Source organism: Cohnella rhizoplanae (assembly GCF_948329515.1).
In the GTDB taxonomy this organism is placed as follows: Bacteria; Bacillota; Bacilli; order Paenibacillales; family Paenibacillaceae; genus Cohnella; species Cohnella rhizoplanae.
Genome location: NZ_CAOJCN010000004.1, coordinates 231,602 through 250,759, shown reverse-complemented (window position 1 = coordinate 250,759; position 19,158 = coordinate 231,602). Strand labels below are relative to the sequence as shown.

Here is a 19,158-nt window from a genome sequence, read left to right as displayed (position 1 = left end):
AGCCGGCACTCGTCAACCATGGCGGGGCCGGCTTTTTCGTTCAATCGATGGCCTGCGGCGGTTCGAACAGGACGCGCCCCCGGTCGCCGTACGTTCGTTCGATATGCATGTCGCCCCATTTGCACATGAGATGGAGGATATCCGTCAAGCTCCGGCCGTAAGGGGTCAGCTCATACTCGACCTTCGGCGGGACTTGGTTGTAAGCGATCCGAGAGACGATGCCGTCCGCCGCCAGCTCCGATAGCTGCTGCGTCAGCACCTTTTGCGTAATGGACGGGATGAGGCGCATGAACTCGCCGTTGCGCCGCTTGCCGAAGGTCAGGTAGAACAAAATGACCGGCTTCCACTTGCCGCCGATGACTTCGAGCGTCGCTTCGACCGCAGTATTGTATATCTTAAGTGATGGCTCCTGCATCGCGATATCGCCTCCCGTCTCTACAATGTATCGCTTGGAGGTCAGGGCCGCAAGAGCGTTCCGGCGGGAGCAGGGGGAAGCCTGCGGAGAGGCGCGGCGGCGAGAGAGGCGAGCGTGCGCGGATCACGGCCATGAGACCGAGGCGGCATACAGGATCCACGCTGCGTGGTATAGAGCGACGGCACCGTATAACGCGGTAGCGAGCGAGGTCCCCAGGTGAACGATCCGGCGCTCGGGCGCATGACGGAGCAGAAAGAGAAGAAGCAGCGGGAGGAGCGTCTTGTACGCGTAGAATAGGACGACGTTGGTCTCATACAACGCCCTAGCGATCGGATTCGCCTCCCCGATCAGTTGCAGACGGATGCCCGTATCCGTCGCCAGCGCATCGAACACGGACAGAACCAAGAGCAAATACCGGTTCCAAACGCGGTTGCCGGCCGCAAGCATCATCCCGATCGCCTCCTTTAGATACATATTGTATCATCTCATCGAGCCTCCACGCTAGCGTCTGAACACGTCGGAGAAGGTGCAACCGCCTGGAAGTATTGGTATGATGAAGGCAGCGAGGCAGCGAGGCAGCAAGGAAGCAAGGAAGCAAGCCAGGCAGGAAGGAATGAAAACGAATGGCCGGCAACGGAAGGAACCGAAGCGACATAAAACCAGGATTGACCGTAGATATCGTGCTCAAACAGGACCAGCGCACTGGCAAGCTGACCCGAGGCGTCGTGAAGGACCTGCTGACGAACTCGGCTACGCATCCGCACGGCATCAAGGTACGGCTGCAGGACGGCCAAGTCGGACGGGTGCAAGCGGTCATCGGCGATGGAGAGTAAGATCGTCGAGCGCGACGCGGAATACCGTTAAAACAATGAACAGCAGGCCGCCCTAGCGGGTGGCCTGCCGTCGCAGAGAGCAGGACCGTACAGCCCACTGAAGTTGGAGCTGGCGGTCCTGTTTTTTGAGGGAGGAAGGTGCAGATGCGCTGCCGCCGCGTCCTTCCATTACAGGGACGGCATCTGCAACTTTGGCCGAAGCGCCGCGTCCTAATAGTTGATAGCAGGTCGAATATGCTGCGTTGGTGCTGCTGATCGGCGCGCCGAACGAGCTGCAGTCGTTGGAACATGCGCTCGTGCAGGAGGAAGACTACCAGAGGAGGAGGAATATTCATGTCTATTTTCGCAAAGAGAAGCTGGCTCGCGTTAGCGGCGGCATTGGTGGCGCTCTCCGCTAGTGCGCTCTCGCCGTCCGCAACGGCGGCCGCAGCGGCCGCTGGCGGTCAGGCCGCGGACCCCGACACGCCGGTCCTCATCACGGATCCCGCGCCTGACGTCGCGAGGCTGGACCTGATCCGGCACGAGATGAAGATCAAGCTGGACGGCTCGGGCGCGACGCTCGACGGCAAGACGATCGCGACGGCCAAGCCGATCCTGAAGGAAGGGCGAGTCTACGTGGCTCTGCGCACCCTGAGTCAGTCCGGCGCGGTATCGGCGATCGCCTGGGACCCGAAGCTGAAGCAGGTGCGCGTCGCGGCGAACGCCAAGATTAATCCGGGGCTGACGGAGCTGAACTTCCGCATCGGCTCGGAGCGGGTGTACGACGCCGACGGGAATATGCTGCCGGAACTCTTCTATACGGCGCCCAAGCCTTTCCTCGCGAACGGCGTCGCCTATGTTCCTGTCAAGGCGTTGACGTGGCTCGGACTGTCGGCGGCTACGGCGGACGGCCAAGTGGTATGGAAGTGGAGCGAGAAAGTAGGGCAGGTGCTGCGGGCATCCTGGGAGACGAACGAATCGGAGACGACGTTCACCGTGCTGTACCGCAAGGAATTGTATGCGCCGCAGCTGCTCGCCTCGCTCGGGGCCGGCTCCTGGGCCGGCGGCACGGACGGCAGCCAGATCGTCGCGAAGGATATTGAGATGGACGGCAACCTGTACAACCGCATCCGGTTCACCGCGAAGCTGCATCCGGGCATCAACATCCTGCAGGCGGCGCCTGTCGGGTCGAGCGGCGCGGAGTTCAAGGTCGTCCGTCATGTCGGCGATCCGAGCGCGGTACCGGTCAACCTCACGGAGGAAGCGCGGACTTACCTGAAGGTCGAGGCGCCAGCCGCGGGCTTTGTGGAGACGAAGGCGGGGACGCCGATAGCCATAGCCGGCAAGGTAAGCGACCCCCATAACCGCGGCTTCGATAAGTTGACGGTCGTTATTCAAAAGTACGCGCCGCAAGGCTCGGGCTTCGCGCATCAGGTCTACGAGACGGCGGGCAAGCAGGAAATGGCAATCAAGGACGGCGCCTTCAGCGGGACGATCACGCTCAAGGATGCGGGTTCGTACTGGATTGCGATCAACAGCCCCGCGTACATTCCGTTTCCGGAGAGCGGACTCTCATCTACGCAATGGGCCGACTTCTTCGTGGAGGCCAAGTAGGGCGTGGCGACCATGACGCAGGGGTTGCGGAGGGTTCAAATCCCTGATTTGCAGGTAAGGGATTAGACAAACGATCTGGACGCAAAGGAGCTGAATCCCATGGCGCAGCACGAGCAGATGGATATGAACCTGAATGTGGAGAATCAAGGTACGACCGCAGGCCCACAGGCCACCGCCGGGGATATCTTAATTTACGAGATGCCCGGCTTCGAAGCCGTAGGGCTCAAGTGGGAGGGTACGTTCGCGGGCGCTCAGGCAGGCGAGATCCGCGATCTGCAGAACGAGCTGAAGGCGCGGCTAAGCGAGATTCCGAAGCTGACGCAGCCGGAGACGCTGCTCGGCCTATCGTCTCATGTGGTGCGGGAGGGCTTCCTGCATTATGCGGCCGTGGAGGTGCCGGAAGGCGCCGTCGTGCCTGGCGATATGGTTCGGATACGAGTGCCCGCGCTCACCTGCGCCAAGTTCGAGCACAAGAAGGGGCAGTCGATCGGCCTGTCGTACAGCAACCTGTATGCCTGGATCGAGAAGCAGGGCTACCGGGCGGCAGAAGGGGAGTTCAAGCATATCGAGCTGTATCCGATGGCGCAGGATGCGCACGATCCGCATCCGGAGTTCACGATACTGATCCCCATCGCATAAGCGCGAGCCTCTATCAAGGCCACCGCTCCATGCGACAGAAGCCGCTCTCCGACGAGGTCGGAGGGCGGCTTCTTGGTGCTGCGGAATTAATCGGCTGTCGATGCGGAAGCGGAGGCGGAGGAATCGGTGGAGGCGTCGGCGTCGTTGCCTTCGTCGGCCTTCGCCTTGCCGCCCTTGCCGCGCGCGCCGTCGTGCCCCGTGAATGTACGGCTCACGATGTGATCGGCCTGATCGGCCAGCTTGGCCTTTTGCGCGTCGTACTGCGCCTGCGTGATCCTGCCGTCCGCGAGGCGCTGGTCGAGCGCCGCGGTGAGCAGCGTGACGACCTTGGCCGTGACGGTATCGACCGATACGCCCTTGGCTTCGGCTAGCGCGGAGAGCGACTTGCCGGCCCGGAGCTGCGTGGACAACTCGTCGGTCGTCAGGCCGAACAGGGTAGCGATGTCGGCGTTGTCCTTCAGGTCGATGCCGAATCCTCCCCGTCCGCCTCCCCCGAATCCGCCGCCGTGGCCGCCTTTACCGCCGCCCTTGCCGGAGTAGGCGCCTGTCATCGCGTCCGCGGCTCGATCGGCCAGCGTCGCCTTCTGCGCATCGTACTGCGCCTGCGTAATCTTGCCGTCCGCGAGGCGGCTGTCCAGTTGCTCGGTCAGCGCCGACTGGATCAGAGCCTGGACCTTCTGCGCCTCTACGCCCTGCGCGGAAGCGATATCCGCCAGCGTCTTGCCGGCTTTCAGCTGCGTCTTCAGCTCATCCTCGGTTAAGCCGAGCAGCTTGGCCAGCTCCGCGCTGTCCCAGCCGGCTCTGAAGCCGCCGCCTCTGTGATGCCCCCCGGCTTTGTCCTCGGCCGATGCGGATGGGGTTGCCGACGAGCCGGCCGCGGCCGGCGATGCCGTCGCAGTCGATGCCGCTGCGCCGGTCGTGGCGGCGAACGCGCTGCCTACGGAGATGGCGCTGCCGAAGACGGCAATTGCGAGGGCAAGAGAGGTGACGGCGAGCTTCTTGTGCTTTTTCGGATGGGTCATGTATGCTGCCTCCTAAGTGGGCTTAAGTTTGTCGTTCATGTACACATCTTAGCCCGCCTGGCTGAATTTCCCGTGAACCCTCGCTGAGCGCTTCCTGAGAATATAAAAAAAGAGGCGGACCTCGCCGCCGCGCCGAAGCGCCGCAGGGGTCCACCCATGGGTCTTTATACTTTTAGAAAAACTGCTCGAGCTCGGCCTTGATCGCTTCTCTGGCGCCGCCGACCTGCTTCTGATGCTGCGGCTTGCCGAACAGCGCGCCGATCTGCTCCGGATAGGTCTGCTCGATGCCGCGCAGGCGGATCGACTCGTCGAACTTGGCCGGGTGGGCCGTAGACAAGGCGACCGTCACCTCGCCGTCCTCCGTCAAGCGGTCGCTCGCCGCGACGCCGCAGGCGGTATGAGGATCGAGGAGATAGTCGTACTTGGCGAAGTAGTCGCCGATCGTGTCCAGGCACTCCTCGTTCTTGACGCCGTAGGCGGCGAAGTCCGCCTGCACCTGATTCATCCGCTCGGACGGGATGACGATGCTGCCCTCGGTCGTGAACTGCCCCATGAGGCGGGAGACCTCGCCGGCGTCCTCTCCGCACAGATAGTAGAGATAGCGCTCGAAGTTGCTCGCCACCTGAATATCCATGGACGGGCTGTGCGTCCCGCGGAATTCGCCCGGCTCGTACATGCCCTCGTTCACGAAGCGCTCGAGAATGTTGTTCTCGTTGGTCGCGAGGATGAGCTTGCCGATCGGCAGACCCATGCGCTTGGCCAGGTAGCCTGCGAAGATGTCGCCGAAGTTGCCCGTCGGCACGCTGAAGTTCATGCGCTCGGACTGTCCCTGCTGTGCGAGTTGGAGGTAAGCGTAGAAGTAATAGACGGTCTGCGCCAGGATGCGCGCGATGTTGATCGAGTTGATGGCGCGCAGGTGGTACTTGTGCTTGAACGCGACGTCCGCGAACAGCTCCTTGATGATGCGCTGGCAATCGTCGAACGTGCCGTCCACGGCCAGGTTCAGCACGTTCGCGTCGTCCACGGTCGTCATCTGCAGCTCCTGCACCTTGCTTACTTTGCCGGACGGATGCAGGATGCAGATGCGGATGCCCTCTTTGCCACGCACGCCCTCGATCGCCGATGCGCCCGTATCGCCGGAGGTCGCGCCGAGGATGTGGATGATCGAGTTCGTCTGCTTGGACACGTAGGCGTACAGATTGCCGAGGAACTGCAGCGCGATGTCCTTGAAGGCGAAGGTCGGGCCGTGGAACAGCTCGAGCACGTAAAGACCGTTGTTGAGGCGCCGCAGCGGCGTCACGTCGGGGTCGCGGAACGTGCCGTAGCTGTCTTCGATCAGCCGGCTCAGCTCGTCGCGGGGAATCTCGTCGCCGATATACAGCGTGAAGATCTCGAGCGCCAGCTCCGCGTAGGTGAGCTTGCCCCAGGCCTGCAGCGTCTGCGCGTCCACTTGCGGTACCGTCTTAGGCACGAGCAGACCGCCGTCGTCCGCCAGTCCCATCAGAATCGCATCGATAAAGCCGAGGGGAGCCACCTGGCCCCGGGTGCTGATATATTCCATCTCGATCCCCTTATCCGTGTGAATGTTTGGTCTATTGTATCAAAAAAGAGGGGCGATGCCCACCAATGTATCGAACTTCATCGCAAGATTCGACGTATTTATGATACGATCAATATAGCCATTCACGCGCAACGCGATTGTCCTAGCAGGGCAGGCGAACATGAGCTAACGGAGTCAATCATCTATGGGAACCCCCTATTCAGCCGTCTTAACGCTAATCATCACGGCAGGCGTCATTAATTTGCTCATGGGCATCTATGCGCTGTCCGGCCGCTCCAAGGTATCGATGGTCAAAACGTTCGTCGGCTTCAGCCTGCTGTCGGCCATCTATACGTTCGGTTCCGCGCTTGAGCTGTCCGCCGGATCGCTCGAAGAGATCATCCTCTGGATCAAGGTTCAGTATCTCGGCATGCCGTTCCTGCCGCCGCTCAACCTGCTCATGGTCATGTACTTCCTGGGCATGGAAAAGTATCTGAAGCGCGCGCTGCGCACCGGCCTCTTCGTGATTCCCGTCATCACCCTGACGCTCGTTCTGACGAACGAGGTGCATCATTTATATTATCGCGATATCGTGCTGCGTCCGGACACGCTTACGCCCAAGGCGGATCTCGTCGCGGGCCCGTGGTATCTCATCGCCGGCGCCTATACCTTCGGCTGCATGATCGGCGGCGTAGCGCTGCTGATCGTCCAATGGCGGCGCAAGCGGGCTTACCGGTTCCAGCTCGTGACGCTGCTGATCGGACTGCTCCTTCCCATCGTGGGCGACTTCTTCTATCTGGGCGGCGTGACGCCGGAAGGCATCGATCCGATTCCCGTCATCATGACGGTCACGTCCGCGCTCTACATGTGGGCGCTAGCGTCGCGGGGCTTGTTCCACGTCGTGCCGATCGCCCGGGACAACCTGTTCGAGAGCATGCGCGACGGCGTCCTCGTGCTCGACACGGAGAACCGGCTGGTCGACTACAATGCGGCCGCCGCGACGATCATCCCCGAGCTGACCGCCACCGAGATCGGGAGCCGGCTGGATCGTCTCTGGATGCTGCACACGAATGCGGGGCCGCTCTCTCGCGACGGGGAAGACGACGGAAAAGCGAAGACGCCGGACGGAGCGGACATTCAGGAAATCCCGTGGACGGTGGAGGACCGCGCGTATCATTATCAGGTGCGTACGTCGGTCGTGCGCGATCCGGGGGGGCTGGTGGCCGGCAGGCTCATCGTCCTGATCGATATTACGCAGCGGGTGCAGCTGCAAGAGCAGCTGCGGCAGATGGCCTACTACGACGGCCTGACCGGCGTCTACAACCGTGCGCGCTTCATGAACCTGGGCGCTGCGCTGCTGGAGGAGACGGACGAAGCCGGAGAGCCGCTGGCGGTCGTCCTGTTCGACATCGACCACTTCAAGCGGATCAACGATACCTATGGACACGACGTCGGCGACCAGGCGCTGATCCATATCGCGGACATCTGCCGCCGCGCGCTGCGGCGGGACGACCTGTTCGCCCGCTACGGCGGCGAGGAGTTCGCGATCGCGATGCCCGGCCTGAGCCCGGCGAGAGCCGAGTCCGCGGCGCATCGCATCCGGAGGGAGCTGTCAGCGCAGCCCCTGGAAGTGCCGGGCGGCCAGCTGCGGATGACGGCGAGCTTCGGCATCGCGACGACGTCGGCGCGGCTCGGGGAGAAGGCGAGAAGCGCGCAGGCGGAAGCGGATGGGGCGAAAAGTGCAGATTCGGCGGCGGGAAGTGCAGAGGTCGAAGCGCCGAGAAGTGTAGAGGTCGAAGCGCCGAGAAGTGCGAAGGCTGAAGCGTCGAGAAGTGCAAACGCTGAAGCTGAAGCGATGGCAGGCGCATGGGCAGAGGTCGCGGCGAGCGCAGAGGCGGAGTCTGCGGACCTGAGGCTGAAGCGGCTGCTGAAGCAGGCGGACATGGCGCTGTACGCGGCCAAGAGCGACGGGCGGGATGCCGTGCGGGTGGCCGGGATTGACGCGGGCGAGGCTGACGAAGCGGGCGAAGTTTGACGAAGGCTGACATGGCTGGCAAATGCGCGCAGCGCGAATGCCTGTGACGATGGAATATATTGGTGGAGCAAGGCTGGTCATGCTATAATCTTCGCAAATAGAAGCGGAGGGATCGCACTTGATGCGCAGCGGCAACCCAACTTTAAGCGACAAGGCATTCGAGCGGCAAGGCCAGGCCTACGGCGGAGAGAGCATGACGATCGACGGCACGGTGAACAAGGCGTTCATCATGCTCGTCCTGCTGATGGCGGGCGCGTTCGTCTCCTGGAACAATTACTTCGACGGCGGCAATATCATTCCGTTCGCGATCGGCGGGGCCATCCTCGGATTCGTGCTCGCGCTCATCATCAGCTTTGCGCCGAAGACAGCACCCTATCTCGCGCCGGTCTACGCGGTCGCGGAGGGCGTCTTCCTCGGCGCGATCTCGGCCAACTACGAGTCCTACTACTCGGGTATCACGCTCCAGGCGGCGCTGCTCACGATGGGGATCTTCATCGCGCTGCTGCTCGCTTACAAGACCCGGTTGATCAAGGCGACCGAGAACTTCAAGCTCGGCGTGTTCGCGGCGACGGCCGGCATCGCGATCCTGTACCTGCTGAGCTGGGTGCTGGGCATGTTCGGCGTGACGATACCTTATCTGCATGACAGCAGCGGGATCGGCATCGCCATCTCCGCCTTCATCGTCGTCATCGCGGCGCTGAATCTCGTGCTGGACTTCGACTTCATCGAGAACGGCGCCCGTCAAGGCGCGCCGAAGTACATGGAGTGGTACGGCGCGTTCGGCCTGCTGGTCACGCTGGTGTGGCTGTACCTCGAGATCGTCCGGCTGCTGGCGAAGCTGCGGAGCAGGGACTAAAAGGCTTTAGGATATCGGAGAAGCTCGTGCCGGACGGCGCGGGCTTTTTAATTTGGGCGGGAGCGGATGCCGGGAGAACGGCGGCGGAAAGTGCTGTCGGTGGGAAGCACATAGCGGTAGGCGGGAGTGCGGCGGCGGAAAGTCCTTTCGGTGGGAAGCACATGGCGGTTGGCGAGTAATTAGAGTGTTGGTTGGGCGGACGCTGCGTGTGATGGAATCCCGTTGGAAGTATGCGATAAGTGCTAAAGTACAGTTAATTTTTTGGGGGGTGGGGTGGAGGAGGCGATAATTGTAAAAGTGCAGCTAATTCGGTCCGTAACGCACGATGGCGGCTTCCGGGACGCGATTAACTGCACTTTTGCACTTATTTGGGATAAAGTGGAGGATTCGCGTGAAATAGATGTATTTTTGCAGTTATTTTTTTGCGGCGACGGGGTCGATGCGGCGACGGCGACGGGGCAATGAGGCGATGGCGATGGCGGGGACGGCAGGCAGCAATGCTGGCCCTAGGCAGCGAGCATGGACCGCAAGCCGGGGCGTGCGGAGGGCGGCGCTATCCGCGGGCCGCGCGGTCGGGCACCTCGAAGGAGACGACCGTCCCTTCGCCCGGCTGGCTCTGGATGCGCAGGCCTTGGCCGTACAGGCGCTTGAGCCGGCGGTTCGTGTTGTACAGGCCGACGCCGCGGCCGGCGGCGCCCGCGGACTGGGTCAGCGCCTGGCGCGCCTGCTCCGTGGTCATGCCGACGCCGTCGTCGCCGACCTCGATCCGTATGCGGCCGTCGACGCGCAGGATGCGGATGCGCACCGTGCCGCCGACGCTCTGCCGCAGCACGCCGTGCTTGACCGCATTCTCGACGAGCGGCTGGATCGACAGCGGCGGGACCTGAGGTTCGAGGCCAAGGCTGGCGTCGGTCTCCCACACGACGCGCAGCCTGTCGCCGAATCGCGCGCGTTCGATGAACAGGTAGGCCTCGGTCAGCCCGATCTCGTGCGAGAGCAGGACCAACTCCTCGGCATTGATCGAGTCGAAGCTGTGCCGCAGAAACGAAGCGAAGGCATGCCCGAGCTCCCGCATGCGGTCCGGTTCGGTCTCGCCGAGCGCGATCATGGCGTTCAGCGTATTGACGACGAAATGGGGCTGAATCTGGGCCTGGAGGTACGCGGCCTCCATCCGCAGGCGTTCGCTGGCGGATCGCTTGAGCGCGATGAGCGCGCGGATGCGGTATCGCAGCTCGGGCGCGTCCACCGGCTTGGCGACGTAGTCGCTCGCGCCGGCCTTGAACCCTGCGTAGATATCGGCCGGCTGGCTGCGCGCCGTCAAGAGGAGGATCGGCAGCTCCGAGGCGGAGTAGCGTTCTCTCGCGCGGCGCGTCAGCTCGTAGCCGGACATGCGCGGCATCATGACATCCGCGATGAGCAGGTCCCACCGCCGGTCGCCCAGCATGGCGATCGCATCCTGAGCCGAACGGACATACGAGATATCGTACGGCTCGCTCGAGAGGATGCCGGCAAGGACGTTCAGGTTCACCGGGTCGTCGTCGACGGCGAGGATGCGCGCGCGGCCCGAGGGCGGCAGGTACAGCGTCGCGGCGGTCTCCGCATCCGCTTCGCTGGATTGGAGGGAAGCGAGATCCGGGTCGCGGCGAGCATCGGCGAACGGCTGCGATCCCGGCGACACGGGCGATACTGGTAAAACAGGCGAGGCCTCCCCCCGCGCGCGATCCGTGCTCGCGGGTGCGCCCCCCGTGCTAGCCGGTACGCCATCCGCGCCAGCCGGCGCTTCGGCGGCCGACGCACCATGAGCCAGCACGTCAACTGGCCCCACCGACGCGCCATGAGTTCGCCCGTCGACCGGCCCATCCGACGGGCCATCATCCGACGCGCCCGCCGACACACCCGCTGTCCGCGCCTCCTCCGTCGGTGCCGCGCCGGCGCCCGCCAAAGGCAGATCGAACCGGAAGACCGAACCGGCGCCCGGCGCGGAGCGCACCGTCAGCGTGCCGCCGTGCAGCTCGGCCAGCTGATGGGAGATGTTGAGGCCGAGACCGATGCCGTCGCCGCCCGTCTCATGCTCGTAGCGCCGGAATACCCGGGACTGCGTCTCCTCGTCCATGCCGATGCCGGTGTCGGACACCGAGACGGCCACCCGCCCGTCCGCGAGCTCGGCGGAGACGGAGATGACGCCCTCCTCGGTGTACTTGATGGCGTTGTGCAGCAGATTGTACAGGATCTGGACGACGCGCTGCTCGTCGGCGAGGACGGGCGGCAGCGTGTCCGGGACGTCCGAGCGCAGTCGCACGGGCTTGTTGTCGGCGAGGAAGCCGAGCATGTCCAGCACGCCGGGGACGACCGCCTGAATGCGCATGGGCGCGATCCGCAGCGCGATGCCGCCGTCCTGCAGCCGGGCGACGTCGAGCAGGTCGTTCAGCAGATGGGACATGCGACGGCTGACGCCGACGAGCAGGTCCATGTCCTTCAGGGCGCCGTCGCTGAGACGGCCGCGCTCCTTGGCCATCACGTTTTCCGCGATGTTCATGATGCCGTGCAGCGGCGTGCGCAGCTCGTGCGACGTATTGGCGAGGAACTCGTCCTTCAGCTTGTCGGCGGCCCGGAGCCGCTCGTTGAGCTGGGCGTTCTCCCGGGCATTGCGGAAGTAGACCTGGAACCAGTAGGACGAGAAGCCGATGATCGCCGCGATGACGTCGACCGGATAGTACACGGGCGTAATGTCGAACTCCGCGTTCAATACGCCCCCGGCGACGCTCGACAGCACGGCCGACCCGGCGAGCAGCAGGAACACGGAGCCTTCGTCGCTGCGCCGCTTGGCATACATCCGGACGACGAGCCAGGCCATCCGTACGAACGGCACCAGATAGAACACGCTGAATACGAGATAATGGCGCGAGACGTATACCCACGAAGCCGGCGCGATCGCGACGAAGGCCGAGTAGGCGCACAGCGCGGCGAAGTATATGCGAGTTCCCTTCTTCCAGGGCGGCGTCGGTATGAATCGTTTGTAGAGCACGAGGATCAAGTAGGACAGCCACATATAAGAGAGCAGCCTAAGCTTGAGTCCCCAGGCAAACTCGATCGGCAGCCAGAGCAGGAGCAGGTTGTCGTGGTCCGTGGTTACGGTCAGCGCGGCTGCCATCGTGAGCAGGCTGAAGAGCAGGAACGTCCGGTCGCGCCGGTTGAGCAAGTACAGCGTGAGGGCGTAGAAGCCATGGAGCAGCAGCACGACGAAGGCGATCAGTTGAAACCCGATCGAATACCACCTGGCGAAGTCGACCGACGACTGGGCGCCGAACTGCACGGAGCGGGTGATGCCGCCCTGGAGCGGCTGGTCGAAGTTGGACACCTGCACGAGGAGGTCGATCTCCGTCGCGCCGTCTCCGCCGTATGTGGACGTGTAGGAGATACTCGAAGGCTCGTAGCGATCTCCGGTCGCGGCGACGCGCCCGATCGTGCCCTCCGAGAAGCCGTTCATCGACACGACGGAAGCGGACTGGATGCGGTTCAGCCAGGCGGTGACGGGCTTGTCCAGCGGATCGGTCAGAATGCGCAGCCGATAGGTGCCGTAGCCGTAGGACGGTGCGCCGCCGCCGGGGTCCAGCGCGTCGCGCCAGTCTCCGGGCACTTGAATAGGGCGGGACGCGTAGGTCTCCGCCCTGGCTTCTTCCTCGGACAGGAAGCGGGAAGGATAGAAGCGCCACTCGCCGTCCAGCGCGAACGGCGGCGATGCTTCCAGATCGACGCCGCGCAGGTCGAGCACGCCGTCCTCGATAACGGGATGCGAGACCGGGAAGAACAGGTGGGTCCAGGACCATCTGAGGCCGAAGAGAACGGCGAAGAACAGCGCGGCGACGGCGATATATTGGCTTGTAGTCAGCGATTTTCGTTTCATAACGTGCAAAATTCGACAAAGCCACCCGGATCTCCTCGCGGCGGGCTTATTTTTTTCCTTCCAAGGGCAGCGTCACGGTGAACGTCGTCCGCTCGCCCGGCACGCTCCTCGCGGAGATGCGCCCCCGGTGCTGCTCGACGATCGACTTGGCGATGGCAAGGCCGAGGCCGTAGCCGCCCTGCCGGCGCGAGCGCGAGGCGTCGGCGCGGTAGAAGCGGTCGAAGATGCGGTCGACGTGTTCGGCGGGAATGCCGGCGCCCGTGTTGGCGACCGCGAGCTGGATGTGATGATGCTGGCGCTTCAGCGTCAGCGAGATGGATCCCCGGGGCTCGTTGTACTTGGCCGCGTTGTCCAGCAGGATCATGACGACCTGCTTGATCTGCTCGGCGCTGCCGACGGCGGAGAGGCCGGGCTCGATCTCGTAGTCCAGCGCGAGATCCTGCTCGAAGATGACGGCCTCCATCGTGAGGATGACCCCCTCCACCGCGTTGCTGACGTCGAACGGAACGTAGATCGTCCGCGCCCGCGCGTCATCCATCTCGGTCAGATACAACAGATCGTCGGTCAGCGTCTTCATGCGCTCGGTCTCCGACTTGATATGATGCAGCCACTTGGCCTGCGTCGCGATCGTGTCGCCCTCGTTGGCAAGCAGGACGTCGGCGTTGGTATTGATGACGGCGAGCGGCGTCTTCAGCTCGTGCGAGGCGTCCGCTATGAAGCGCTTCTGCTTGTCGAAGGCGTCGCGGACGGGCGCGATGGAGCGTCCCGCGAAGTAGCGGCTCGTCGCATAGATGACCGCCAGCATGACGAGCGCGACCGCGGAGAAGGTGTACACGAGGTTCGTGAGGATCTTCTGCTGGGCGGTCACGTCCATATAGGAGACGGTGTATCCCGTCGGACCGGGCTCTACGCTGTACGCCCATCGCGTGTCGTCCTGGGTGAAGCGGCCGCTGTCGACGGGGTCGGTCTTCGCCTTCTTCAGCGCCGCGGCGTAGAATTCGTCGTCCATGTCGTAGCGCGAATCGGTGGAGACCAGGTTCCATTCGTCGTCCGTCCGCAGCGCGAAGGACACCGAGCGCTCGGCGAACGGTCCCGGCCCGCCGTCGTTCATCTGCTGTGGGGGCTTGCCGCCGTCTAGTCCGAGCCGCTGTCTGCCGCCGTTCGCGCCGTCGCCGCCTTTGTGGTAGAAGTCCGCCACGCGGTGCAGCTCCATGTCGATGTCCCGCTTGGTATTCTGGTACGTGATAACGTAGATGGACGCGAACGCGACGAGCATGATGATCGTGATGATGACCATGTTCATGAGGAGGAACCGATTGCGCAGCCGGTTGAACATCACTCCGCCGCCTCCAGTACGTACCCGACGCCCCGTATCGTGCTTATGCGCGCCCCCGCGTTCAGGAAGGTCAGTTTTTTCCGCAAAAAGGAGATGTAGACCTCCACGTTGTTGTGCTCCGCGTCCGAGTCGAAGCCCCATAGCTTCTCGATGATCTGCTCCTTGCTCGTCACCGCCTGCCGGCGCGAGATCAGGAGCTCCAGCAGCTCGCTCTCCTTGAGGATGAGCTTGAGCTCCTTGCCCTTGCAGGACAGCTTGAGCGTCGACATGTTGAGCTCGAGATCCGCGAACCGCAGTCCGTCCTCCGGCACGACCGCATCCCCCTTGCGCCGCAGCGCGGCCCGGATCCGCGCCAGCAGTTCGCCCGTGACGAACGGCTTCGCGATATAATCGTCCGCGCCGTAGTCGAGCCCCGCGATCTTGTCGTCGGTGTCGCCCTTGGCGGTGAGCATGATGACGGGCGTCCGCACGCCCTGCTCGCGGAGCTGGCGCAGGATCTGGATCCCGTCCATCTCCGGCAGCATGATATCGAGCAGCAGCAGGTCGTAGATGCCGCTCAGCGCGTTGTCCAGCCCCGACTGCCCGTCGTGAACGGCGTCCACGGAGTAATGATGCTTGCGCAGAATCTGCGCGAGCGCCTCCGCCAGATGCACCTCGTCTTCTACGATGAGTATCCGCATGGTTGTCTGATCCCCTTATCGAACGTCTTGCCCTCTATTGTAGGGAGAGAACCTTTAATCAACCTTAATCGTACCATCCGGGCGCCCGCCGCCCCAACTTTTTACACTGCGTTAACCATTTAAGATTCGTTAAAGGTTACCGCACTAAGCTGGAGTCATAGAAGGGCGAGGCATCGCCGACGACGGAAAGGAGCGCTGAACATGGCGATCGAAGTCTTCAACCGCTACGAGAACAAGTACCTGATGGACACGAAGGCCTTCTACGGCATCTACAACCGCCTGACGGCATACATGAATCTCGACGCCTACAACAAGGACGACAAGTTCTACGCGATCAGCAACCTTTACTACGATACCGAGCAGCACACGCTCATCCGCAGCAGTCTCTCCAAGCCCAAGTATCGGGAAAAGCTGCGCATACGGGCATACGGCGTGCCGGCGCCGGACGCGAAGGTGTATCTGGAGCTGAAAAAGAAGGTGTTCGGAATCGTGAACAAGCGGCGTACGGCGCTGAGGCTCGGCGAAGCGTATGATTTCGTCCGGACGGGCCGGCCGCCGGCGTACCGGGACGGGATGAACAAGCAGGTGATCGCGGAGATCGAGTATTTCCTGTCGCGGTACGCGCTCGTGCCGATGACGTATCTGGCGTACGACCGGATCGCGATGTTCGCGAAGGACGGGCGGGACCTGCGGATCACGTTCGACACGAACATCCGGTCGCGGCGGTACGATCTGTCGCTCGAGGCCGGCGATTACGGCGAGCAGCTGATGGACAAGGGCCAGTGGCTGATGGAAGTGAAGGCCGAGAAGACGGTGCCGGTGTGGCTGTCGCGGCTGCTGTCGGAGCTGTCGATGTACCGGACGAGCTTCAGTAAATACGGCAACGAGTATAAGAAGTCGGTCCGCTATGCGGGGCGGGTGCCGGAGCTGTACGAATGCGCGGCGGCTGCGGATATGGATGCGAATGCGAATACGAATACGAATGCGGATGTGGATGTGGATGTGGATGCGGATGCGGATGCGGATATAGCGGCTGCGGAAGAGGCAGCGATAGAGCGGGCCGAACGGCAGCATACGGAAAGGGAGAGAATCATTCTATGATCGAGTCGATATTCACGACGGTCGCCGCAGACACGGAGCTGACCTTGACGCATGCGCTGCTCACCTTCGGGATCGCCATCCTGCTGGGGGCCGTGATCAGCTTTACTTATATGAAAACGCAGGTCGCTTACTCTCCGAGCTTCACCCTCACCATGATGGTCCTGCCGACGATCGTCGCCATCATCATTCTCCTGATCGGCAGCAATATCGCGCGGGCGTTCAGCCTGGCGGGCGCCTTCTCGATCATCCGGTTTCGCAGCGCGCCGGGCGACGCCAAGGATATCTCGTACGTGCTGTTCTCGATGGCGGCGGGCCTGGCCTGCGGCGTCGGCGCGTATGGGTACGCGGCGCTGTTCACGGTGTGCCTGTGCCTCCTGATGTTCGTGCTCAAGGCGGTGGGCTTCGGCGCGAACAAGGCGCAGACCAAGCTGCTGAAAGTCACGATTCCCGAGAACCTGGGCTATGAAGAAGCGTTCGACGAGGTGTTCAAAAAGTTCGGCGTCGGCTATGAGCTGAAGAAGGTACGCACGACGGAGCTCGGCAGCCTGTACGAGCTGGTGTACGCGGTGAATATCGGGCCGCAGACGAGCCAGAAGGAGCTGCTCGACGCGGTACGGACGCGCAACGGCAATCTGGACATCACGCTGACGATGAACCCGGTGATGCAGGAGTATTGATCGGATCGGGGCGCAGGCGGGCGGCAAGGAGAGGGAGAGGGAGAGGGAGAGGGAGATAACTGCAAATATGCCGTTATCCCGGTACAAGTTACCGCTTCCGATGGGGATAGATGCAAAATTACATTTAATTGTCCTCCGCACGCAATTTCCGGCGATGCTGCGTCGAGTTAGCTGCATTTCTGCAGGTAACGACATGGATTTGGATCAAGGACGGGCAGATAACTGCACTTATACAGCTAATTGCCACTGACATGGCTGGTACAAGGCGAGGATCGGCAAGCTCAACTACATCGAAAAGAGGGAAACCCGTATGAAACATTCACATCAGGCAAAAGCCACGGCGATCGCGCTCCTCGCCGCCATGCTGGCGGCGGGCTGCAGCGCCAAGTCCGGGGACGCGGCAGGCGCCGCGTCGGCCAGCGCTGTCCAGTCGGCAGCGTCGGCTGGAGCTTCGGGCACGGCGGTGACGCTGGCCAGCGTGAACCTGGACGACAAGGTGACGTTCGACGAGGCGGATACGACGGCGGCCTGGACGTCCGAAGGCGCGACGACGATCGCGCTGGACGTCGGGGCGGCGACCGTGACCGGATCTGGCGCGACGGCGCAGGGTGGTGCGGTGAAGATCACGGCGGCGGGCACGTACGTGCTGAGCGGCACGCTGGACGACGGGCAGATCGTCGTCGAGGCGGGCGACGCGGACGTCGTGCGGCTGGTGCTGAACGGCGCGGACATTACGAACAAGAACGGCACGGCGATCTATGTGAAGTCCGCCGACAAGACGGTCGTGACGCTCGCCGAGGGAGCGGAGAACAGCGTGACTGACGGCGCGACCTACGCGGACACCTCCGAGGAGGCGCCGACCGCCGCTATATACAGCAAGGACGATCTGACATTCAACGGTACGGGCAAGCTGACCGTGACCGGCAGCTTCAACGACGGCATCAAGTCCAACGACGATCTGAAGGTCGTCAGTGGCACGATCGCGGTGAAGTCGGCGGACGACGGCGTAATCGGCAAGGACGTCGTGGCGGTCCAGGCCGGCACGGTCACTATCGATGCGGGCGGAGACGGCATTAAGGCCACCAACGACTCGGAGGCGGACAAGGGGTTCGTGGCGATCGCGAACGGCACGTTCAAGATCACCGCCGCGAATGACGGTATCCAGGCGGAGACGGCGCTCTTGGTGGCGGACGGCATGTTCGACATCGTGACGGGCGGCGGGGCCGCGGCGTCGACCATCGTGCATGCCGAGAACGGGCCGGGCGGCACGGGCGGCAGCGGATTTGGCGGCGGACGTGGTGGTTGGACGGGTGCGGATGGCGAGAGGCCGCAGCCGCCGGCGCCGCCAGCGGACGGCCAAGGGCCTGGCTCGAGCGGCGCGACGGACTCGGCGGCGCAGGGTCAGACGGCCGCAGGCGCAGCGACTTCGGGCGACGGCACGGCGGCGACTCCCGGCGATACGGGCGTGGCTTCGAACGACGCGAGCGGGAACGACGCGGATGAGCTGACGGCGGCTGAGGAGACGGAATCGACGAGCGCCAAGGGGCTGAAGGCAGGCGGCGACCTCGCGATCGAAAGCGGCACGTTCGAAGTCGACGCTGCGGATGACGCGATCCACAGCAATGCGAACGTCGGAATCTTGGGCGGCACGTTCAGCCTGCAGAGCGGCGACGACGGCATCCATGGCGACACGACGTTGACCATTTCCGGCGGGACCATCGATATTAAGAAGAGCTATGAAGGCATCGAGAGCGCGAGCATCACGATCGCGGGCGGCGAGACGCATGTCGCGACCAGCGACGACGGCGTCAACGCATCCGCGGGCACCGGGGAAGCGCTGCTCACGATCGCCGGCGGCTACATCTACGTGGATGCAGGCGGCGACGGCCTCGACTCCAACGGCTCGGCCGTCATGACCGGCGGCACGGCCATCGTCAACGGCCCGACCAACAGCGGCAACGGACCGCTCGACTACGACGGCACGTTCGAACAATCCGGCGGCACGCTGATCGCAGTCGGAGCGGCCGGCATGGCGCAGGCGCCGTCCGAGGACTCGCCGCAGCTATCGGTGCTCATGACCTTCCCGAGCACGCTCCAAGCGGGCACGCTAATCACGCTGACGGACAGCACGGGGGCTGCGATCGCGACCTTCGCGCCGACCAAGACGTTCCAGACCTTCGTCTACTCGTCCACCGCTCTCAAGGCCGGCGAGAGCTACACGATCTCGACGGGGGGCACGTCCGGCGGCACGCCGAAGGATGGTCTCTATACAGGCGGCGGCACGGCAGGCACGACGAAGGTCGTGACGTTCGCGCTCGGCGACAAGACCACCTACGTGAACGAGTCCGGCATCACGACCGGTGGCGGGGGCATGGGCTTCCCCGGCGGCATGGGAGGCGGCGGCCGAGGCGGCAGAGGGGATCGCGGCAGCGCAGGAACGGTCCAGCAATAAAGGACGACACGGCACAAATGAAGATGGGCGGTCCTCTTTCAAGGAGGCCGCCTTTTAATAGTGAATGAATCTATG

The 19,158-nt window shown here is 63.3% G+C and carries 14 protein-coding genes and 1 pseudogene; 8 read left to right on the top strand and 7 right to left on the bottom strand.

The features are described 5' to 3' along the window. Positions 1 to 40: 40 nt before the first annotated feature. Together PQG80_RS09880 and PQG80_RS09875 are read right to left on the bottom strand one after the other, a co-directional pair. Positions 41 to 415 (bottom strand): winged helix-turn-helix transcriptional regulator, encoded by a 375-nt coding sequence (locus tag PQG80_RS09880; protein ID WP_271751130.1) that lies wholly within the window; start codon positions 413 to 415, stop codon positions 41 to 43. Positions 416 to 538: 123 nt separating this feature from the next. Further along, on the bottom strand, positions 539 to 865 hold the full coding sequence (locus PQG80_RS09875) for a DUF5658 family protein (RefSeq protein ID WP_271751129.1): 327 nt from the start codon (positions 863 to 865) through the stop codon (positions 539 to 541). Positions 866 to 1,038: 173 nt separating this feature from the next. Here PQG80_RS09875 and PQG80_RS09870 point away from each other — a divergent pair, with 173 nt between their 5' ends. The 3 genes from PQG80_RS09870 (at position 1,039) to PQG80_RS09860 (ending at position 3,480) form a co-directional block, all read left to right on the top strand. Further along, positions 1,039 to 1,248, top strand: coding sequence for a YwbE family protein (locus tag PQG80_RS09870; protein ID WP_271751128.1), 210 nt, complete (start codon positions 1,039 to 1,041; stop codon positions 1,246 to 1,248). Between the two features lie 333 nt (positions 1,249 to 1,581). Beyond that, positions 1,582 to 2,841, top strand: coding sequence for a stalk domain-containing protein (locus PQG80_RS09865; RefSeq protein ID WP_271751127.1), 1,260 nt, complete (start codon positions 1,582 to 1,584; stop codon positions 2,839 to 2,841). A gap of 99 nt (positions 2,842 to 2,940) precedes the next feature. Continuing rightward, a complete protein-coding gene (locus tag PQG80_RS09860) occupies positions 2,941 to 3,480 on the top strand; it encodes a GyrI-like domain-containing protein (protein ID WP_271751126.1) in 540 nt (179 codons plus the stop codon). An 86-nt stretch (positions 3,481 to 3,566) separates the two neighbouring features. Here PQG80_RS09860 and PQG80_RS09855 read toward each other — a convergent pair whose 3' ends face one another. Further along, the gene (locus PQG80_RS09855) at positions 3,567 to 4,502 is read right to left on the bottom strand and encodes an SHOCT domain-containing protein (protein ID WP_271751124.1); all 936 of its coding nucleotides are present in this window, start codon (positions 4,500 to 4,502) and stop codon (positions 3,567 to 3,569) included. 172 nt (positions 4,503 to 4,674) lie between these two features. Continuing rightward, the gene (thrC, locus tag PQG80_RS09850) at positions 4,675 to 6,063 is read right to left on the bottom strand and encodes a threonine synthase (RefSeq protein WP_271751123.1); all 1,389 of its coding nucleotides are present in this window, start codon (positions 6,061 to 6,063) and stop codon (positions 4,675 to 4,677) included. Between the two features lie 184 nt (positions 6,064 to 6,247). Here thrC and PQG80_RS09845 point away from each other — a divergent pair, with 184 nt between their 5' ends. Further along, positions 6,248 to 8,077, top strand: a complete 1,830-nt coding sequence (locus PQG80_RS09845; protein WP_271751122.1) for a histidine kinase N-terminal 7TM domain-containing diguanylate cyclase — start codon at positions 6,248 to 6,250, stop codon at positions 8,075 to 8,077. Positions 8,078 to 8,198: 121 nt separating this feature from the next. Continuing rightward, the gene (locus PQG80_RS09840) at positions 8,199 to 8,933 is read left to right on the top strand and encodes a Bax inhibitor-1/YccA family protein (protein ID WP_271751121.1); all 735 of its coding nucleotides are present in this window, start codon (positions 8,199 to 8,201) and stop codon (positions 8,931 to 8,933) included. Between the two features lie 553 nt (positions 8,934 to 9,486). Here the strand turns inward: PQG80_RS09840 and PQG80_RS09835 are convergent. The 3 genes from PQG80_RS09835 to PQG80_RS09825 are packed head-to-tail and all read right to left on the bottom strand — an operon-like array spanning position 9,487 to position 14,853. Continuing rightward, positions 9,487 to 12,837, bottom strand: a complete 3,351-nt coding sequence (locus PQG80_RS09835) for a hybrid sensor histidine kinase/response regulator (RefSeq protein WP_271751120.1) — start codon at positions 12,835 to 12,837, stop codon at positions 9,487 to 9,489. A 46-nt stretch (positions 12,838 to 12,883) separates the two neighbouring features. Next, positions 12,884 to 14,173: a sensor histidine kinase gene (locus PQG80_RS09830; protein ID WP_271751119.1), complete on the bottom strand. Its 1,290-nt coding sequence runs from the start codon at positions 14,171 to 14,173 to the stop codon at positions 12,884 to 12,886. Then, complete coding sequence (locus PQG80_RS09825) at positions 14,173 to 14,853, bottom strand: response regulator transcription factor (protein ID WP_271751118.1); 681 nt, start codon at positions 14,851 to 14,853, stop codon at positions 14,173 to 14,175. The genes PQG80_RS09830 and PQG80_RS09825 overlap by 1 nt, the downstream gene beginning before the upstream one ends. A gap of 201 nt (positions 14,854 to 15,054) precedes the next feature. Between PQG80_RS09825 and PQG80_RS09820 the strand changes: the two are divergent. The 3 genes and pseudogenes from PQG80_RS09820 to PQG80_RS09810 all read left to right on the top strand — a co-directional run. Next, positions 15,055 to 15,759: pseudogene (locus tag PQG80_RS09820) on the top strand (polyphosphate polymerase domain-containing protein); the annotation flags it as partial. Between the two features lie 191 nt (positions 15,760 to 15,950). Beyond that, a complete protein-coding gene (locus tag PQG80_RS09815) occupies positions 15,951 to 16,631 on the top strand; it encodes a DUF4956 domain-containing protein (RefSeq protein WP_271751117.1) in 681 nt (226 codons plus the stop codon). A gap of 310 nt (positions 16,632 to 16,941) precedes the next feature. Next, positions 16,942 to 19,083, top strand: a complete 2,142-nt coding sequence (locus PQG80_RS09810) for a carbohydrate-binding domain-containing protein (RefSeq protein WP_271751116.1) — start codon at positions 16,942 to 16,944, stop codon at positions 19,081 to 19,083. The last annotated feature ends 75 nt before the right edge of the window (positions 19,084 to 19,158 follow it).